A 5,008-nucleotide genomic window follows, 5' to 3' on the forward strand; every position below is an offset into this window, starting at 1 on the left:
GCCCCCGCCCGGCGGGTAGTAACCCGCGTCGAACCGGCGGCTCCCCGGCCGGAGGGCATCTCGAAGGAGCAGGAACCATGGCGATCGACCGGCTCACCGAGGCCTACCGCTGCGGACAGCTCTACGCGGCGCTCGCCGCGCTGGAGCGTCTGTGCGGGGGCACGCACCATCCCCTGGACGACCCGGCGAAGCGTCGGCAGGTGTCCACCGAACCGCGCAAGCACCTCGCCCCGCACCTGTGGAAGGCGACCCGGTCCCTGGTCGACGCCACGAACCAGGGCCGGGGGAAGGCCGCCGCAGTGGTCTTCCGGCAGCTGCCGGACCTGCTGCCGCTCCGCCGGGAGCTGCCCGGGGAGATCCGGGTGCCGCTCCGCCGGGAGCTGCCCGGGGAGATCCGGGACGCGGCGGAGCGGGCGCGGTTCCAGGAGGGAGTCACGGCGCAGGAGGCCGCGATCGGCAAGGCGCTCGCGGAGTTGTGAGGGGGCGGGCCGGCCCGCCCCCTCACGCGCCCGGCCTACAGATGCGTCGGCTCGAACATCCGCAGCAGGGCCGGAAGCACGACGACCGACGGCCCCGGGGCCGCCAGGGCCTTCGACAGGTCCGCGGCGAGCGACTCCGGGCTGGTCCGGACGGCGGGCACGCCGAAGGACTCGGCGAGGGCGACGAAGTCCGGGCGGGCCAGCTCGGTGCCGGTGGTCTCGCCGAAGGCGCCCGTCATGTACTCGCGGAGGATGCCGTAGCCGCCGTCGTCGACGATCAGCCAGGTCAGCGGCAGATCGTACTGGCGCGCCGTGGCCAGCTCCGCGATGGAGTACATGGCCCCGCCGTCGCCGGAGACCGCGAGCACGGGCTTCGTCGGGTCGGCGGCGGCGGCCCCGATCGCCGCCGGGAAGCCGTAGCCGAGGCCGCCCGCGCCCTGGGCGGAGTGCATGGTGTTGGGGCGGCGGGCGTCGAACGCGGACCAGGCCCAGTACGCCAGGATCGTCATGTCCCAGAAGCTGGGCGCGGCGTCGGGCAGCGCCTCGCGGACGGCCGCGAGTACCTGCTGCTCCAGGGTGAGGTCCTGGGCCTCGATCCGGACCCGTACCTTCTCCAGCACCGTACGTACGCGTTCGGCGGCGTCCGGGTCCTCGCGCCGCTCCACCGCCTCCAGCAGGTCGGCCAGCGCCTCGCGGGCGTCGGAGTGAATGCCGAGGGCGGGATGGTTGGACTCCAGCTTCCCGGCGTCCGCCTCGATCTGGATCACCCGGCCGCGCGGGCGGAAGGTGTGGTAGTTCGAGGAGAGCTCGCCGAGGCCGGAGCCGACGACGAGCAGGACGTCCGCGTCCTCCAGGAAGTCGGTGGTGTGCCGGTCCTCCAGCCAGGAGCGCAGCGACAGCGGGTGCTCCCAGGGGAACGCGCCCTTGCCGCCGAAGGTGGTGACGACCGGCGCGTCGATCTTCTCGGCCAGCGCGCGCAGCTTGCCGGAGGCGTCGGAGCGTACGACTCCGCCGCCCGCGATGATCACGGGCCGCTCGGCGTTGGACAGCAGGTGCGCGGCGGCGATCGTCAGCTCGGGCCGCGGGTACAGCTCGCGCGGGGTGGCGTCCATGGCGCTGACGACCGGCAGCGTGGTCTCGGCCAGCAGCACGTCCTGCGGGATCTCCACCCAGACCGGCCCGTGCGGGGCGGTCAGTGCGGACTCCCAGGCGGCGGCGATCGCGGAGGGGATCTGCGACGCGGTCCGCACGGTGTGCACGGACTTCACGATGTCCCGGACGGAGGCCTGCTGGTCGCGCAGCTCGTGGAGATAGCCGTGCCGTCCGCCGCCGAGCCCCGCCGACGGGATCTGGCTGGAGATCGCGAGGACGGGGGCGGAGGCGGCGGCCGCCTCCTGGAGCGCGGCGAGCGAGGTGAGCGCGCCGGGCCCGGTGGAGAGCAGCAGCGGGGCGACCTCCCCCGTGATCCGGCCGTACGCGTCGGCGGCGAACCCCGCGTTGTTCTCGACGCGGAGCCCGACGTACCGGAGCGAGGAGCGGCGCAGCGCGTCGAACATGCCGAGCGCGTGCTGACCTGGCAGGCCGAAGACGGTGGTCGCGCCGAGCCCCTGGAGGGTTTCGACGACGAGGTCACCGCCGTTGCGGCCGGCCGGCGGGTTCAGTACGGCGGCGGCCTGGGCGGCGGTGAGCTGCGGCCGGTCGTCGTGGTCGTGACTCACTTGGCGTCCTCGGCTTCCTTTGCTTCCTTCTCCGCCGCGATCTGCCGGGACATGATCGTGGTCAGCTCGTACGCGGCGTGGGAGGCGGCCACGGAGGTGATCTCGGCGTGGTCGTACGCGGGGGCGACCTCGACCAGGTCGGCGGAGACCAGGTGGCAGGAGGAGAGCCCGCGCAGGATCTCCAGCAGCTCGCGGGAGGTGAGGCCGCCGGCCTCGGGGGTGCCGGTGCCGGGGGCGTGCGCGGGGTCGAGGACGTCGATGTCGATGGAGATGTACAGCGGCCGGTCGCCGATGCGCTGGCGCAGCTGGTCGGCGATCTCGTCGACGCCGCGCCGCATGACGTCGGCGGAGGTGACGATGCCGAAGCCCATCTTCTCGTCGTCGGTCAGGTCCTGCTTGCCGTAGAGCGGGCCGCGGGTGCCGACGTGGGAGAGGGCGGAGGTGTCGAGGATGCCCTCCTCGACGGCCCGGCGGAACGGGGTGCCGTGGGTGTACTCGGCGCCGAAGTAGGTGTCCCAGGTGTCCAGGTGCGCGTCGAAGTGGAGCAGGGCGACGGGCCCGTGCTTCTTGGCGACGGAGCGCAGGAGGGGCAGGGCGATGGTGTGGTCGCCGCCGAGGGTCATCAGGCGTGCGCCGGTGCCCAGCAGGTCGTCGGCCGCGCCCTCGATGGTCTCGACGGCCTCGTTGATGTTGAACGGGTTCGCCGCGATGTCGCCGGCGTCGGCGACCTGGGCGAGGGCGAACGGGGAGGCGTCCTGGGCCGGGTTGTACGGCCGCAGCAGGCGGGAGGCCTCACGGATGGCGTTGCCGCCGAAGCGGGCGCCGGGCCGGTAGGAGACCCCGGTGTCGAAGGGCACGCCGACGACGGCGACGTCGGTCCGCCCGACCTCGTCGAGCCGGGGCAGCCGGGCGAACGTCGCGGGCCCGGCGTAGCGCGGGACGCGGGAGGAGTCGATGGGGCCGCGCGGCGAATCGGTGCTGCTCATGGGGGGTGTGCCTTTCCTTCGGTTTCGTACGGGGTCAAGTGTGCGGGCTTCTCAGCCCGTGCGGCGACGTTCAGCCCGTCCGGCGATTGAGGACATTTTTGAGGCCGGCCAGATCCAGCCCGAGGGTTCCGTCCTCAAACGCCGGACGGGCTGGGGTGATCCGGCGCAAGGGTTCCGTCCTCAAACGCCGGACGGGCTGGGTTGCCCGCAAGGCGTTCGCGCCACGCGGCCAGCACAGCCGCATCCGTCGGCGGCGTGGCCAACGACACGACCATGTACACGATCAGCGACGCCAGCAGCCCGTAGTAGATCGGCTGATTGGCGAGGATCCCGTAGTGCCACATCAGCCCGACCACCGCGACACCCCCCACGGCCACCGCCGACAACGCCCCGGCCGCCGTGCCGCGCCGCCACAGCAGCCCGCCGATGATCGGCACGAGCAGCCCGCCCACCAGCAGGTTGTAGGCCACGGTCAGCGCCTCGACCACGTCGTTGAGCGCGATGGCGATGAGGATGACGGCGATCCCCATGATGAGGATGAACGCCCGGTTCCCCTTGACCTCGTCATGCGGCTCGTCCCCGGCGCCACCCCCGCCGCGCCCGACGACCCCCCGCAACCGCGACCAGATGTCGTTGTTGGCGACCGTGGCGCAGGCGATCAGCGCACCGGAGGACGTCGACATCACGGCGGCCAGCGCGGCGGCGAGCACGAGTCCGCGCACCCCCACCGGCAGCTCGTCCTTGACGATCGTCGCGAAGGCGGAGTCGGCGCTGGCCAGGTCCGGGTACATCACCTTGGCGGCGGTGCCGATGACGGCCCCGGCGATGGCGTAGACGAGACAGTACGTACCGGCGACCGTCCCGCCCCACCGCGCCGTCGTGTCGCTGCGCGCGGTGAAGACGCGCTGCCAGATGTCCTGCCCGATGAGCATGCCGAAGGTGTAGATCAGGACGTACGTGAAGATCGTCTCGCCGCCGATGCCGAGCGGGTCGAAGTACTCGGTCGGCAGCTGGGCCTTCATCCCGCTGAAGCCGCCCGCCTTGATGACGGCGATGGGCAGCAGGAGCAGCAGCAGTCCGATGGTCTTGACGACGAACTGGACCATGTCGGTGAGGGTGATCGACCACATGCCACCGAGCGTCGAGTAGGCGACGACGATGGTGCCGCCGAGGACGATGGCGACGGTCCGGTTCACGTCGAAGAGGACGTCGAAGATGGTGGCGTACGCGATGGTCGAGGTGACCGCGAGCATCAGCGTGTACGCCCACATGACGACGCCGGATATGATCCCGGCCCGCCCGCCGTAGCGGAGGTCGAGCATCTCGGAGACGGTGTAGACCTTCAGCCGGGCGATCCGCGCGGAGAAGAAGACGGAGAGCGCGAGGAGCCCGAGGCCGATGGTGAAGACCATCCACGCACCGGAGAGCCCGTACTGGTAGCCGAGGCCGACGCCGCCGATGGTGGAGGCGCCGCCGAGGACGATGGCGGCCATGGTGCCGGAGTACATCGCGGGCCCGAGGCGGCGTCCGGCGACCAGGAACTCGCTCTTGGACTTGGCGCGGCGCATGCCCCACCAGCCCATGGCGAGCATGCCGGCCAGGTAGACGACGATCACGGCGTAGTCGACAGCCATGGGCTTCCCTCCGTCTCGCGCAAACAGATGTACGTGCGAGGAAGACGGTAGGTGGCCGAAAGCCGACGCTGAAGTGTACGTTTCCTCCACTTCCTCCAGACCGAATGGATGAACCGTCCATGCCGACCCCTCCCACAGGCACCACTCCCCCATCACCCCCGGCTCCGCCAGCGGGATGGGCGGGGTCGGCG

The 5,008-nt window shown here is 71.8% G+C and carries 4 protein-coding genes; 1 reads left to right on the forward strand and 3 read right to left on the reverse strand.

Annotated features, from left to right (window positions below):
- Positions 1-77 precede the first annotated feature (77 nt).
- The gene (locus D3105_RS32915; RefSeq protein WP_118906489.1) at positions 78-479 is read left to right on the forward strand and encodes a hypothetical protein; all 402 of its coding nucleotides are present in this window, start codon (positions 78-80) and stop codon (positions 477-479) included.
- A 35-nt stretch (positions 480-514) separates the two neighbouring features.
- On the opposite strand, the gene D3105_RS32920 is transcribed toward D3105_RS32915, so the two are convergent.
- The 3 genes from D3105_RS32920 to D3105_RS32930 all read right to left on the reverse strand — a co-directional run bounded on the left by D3105_RS32920 (position 515) and on the right by D3105_RS32930 (position 4,817).
- On the reverse strand, positions 515-2,197 hold the full coding sequence (locus tag D3105_RS32920) for a thiamine pyrophosphate-binding protein (RefSeq protein ID WP_118906490.1): 1,683 nt from the start codon (positions 2,195-2,197) through the stop codon (positions 515-517).
- Positions 2,194-3,183: an agmatinase gene (gene speB, locus D3105_RS32925; protein ID WP_030813292.1), complete on the reverse strand. Its 990-nt coding sequence runs from the start codon at positions 3,181-3,183 to the stop codon at positions 2,194-2,196. Before speB ends, D3105_RS32920 begins: the two co-directional genes overlap by 4 nt.
- Before the next feature lie 134 nt (positions 3,184-3,317).
- A complete protein-coding gene (locus D3105_RS32930; protein WP_118906491.1) occupies positions 3,318-4,817 on the reverse strand; it encodes a sodium:solute symporter in 1,500 nt (499 codons plus the stop codon).
- Between the last annotated feature and the right edge of the window lie 191 nt (positions 4,818-5,008).

It is taken from the genome of Streptomyces globisporus (assembly GCF_003501885.1).
In the GTDB taxonomy this organism is placed as follows: Bacteria; Actinomycetota; Actinomycetes; order Streptomycetales; family Streptomycetaceae; genus Streptomyces; species Streptomyces globisporus_D.

Bases quoted from the DNA above. Each gene is read 5' to 3' on its own strand.
- D3105_RS32930 (WP_118906491.1), bottom strand. From the start codon at position 4,817: ATGGCTGTCGACTACGCCGTGATCGTCGTCTACCTGGCCGGCATGCTC.
- D3105_RS32915 (WP_118906489.1), top strand. From the start codon at position 78: ATGGCGATCGACCGGCTCACCGAGGCCTACCGCTGCGGACAGCTCTAC.
- speB (WP_030813292.1), bottom strand. From the start codon at position 3,183: ATGAGCAGCACCGATTCGCCGCGCGGCCCCATCGACTCCTCCCGCGTC.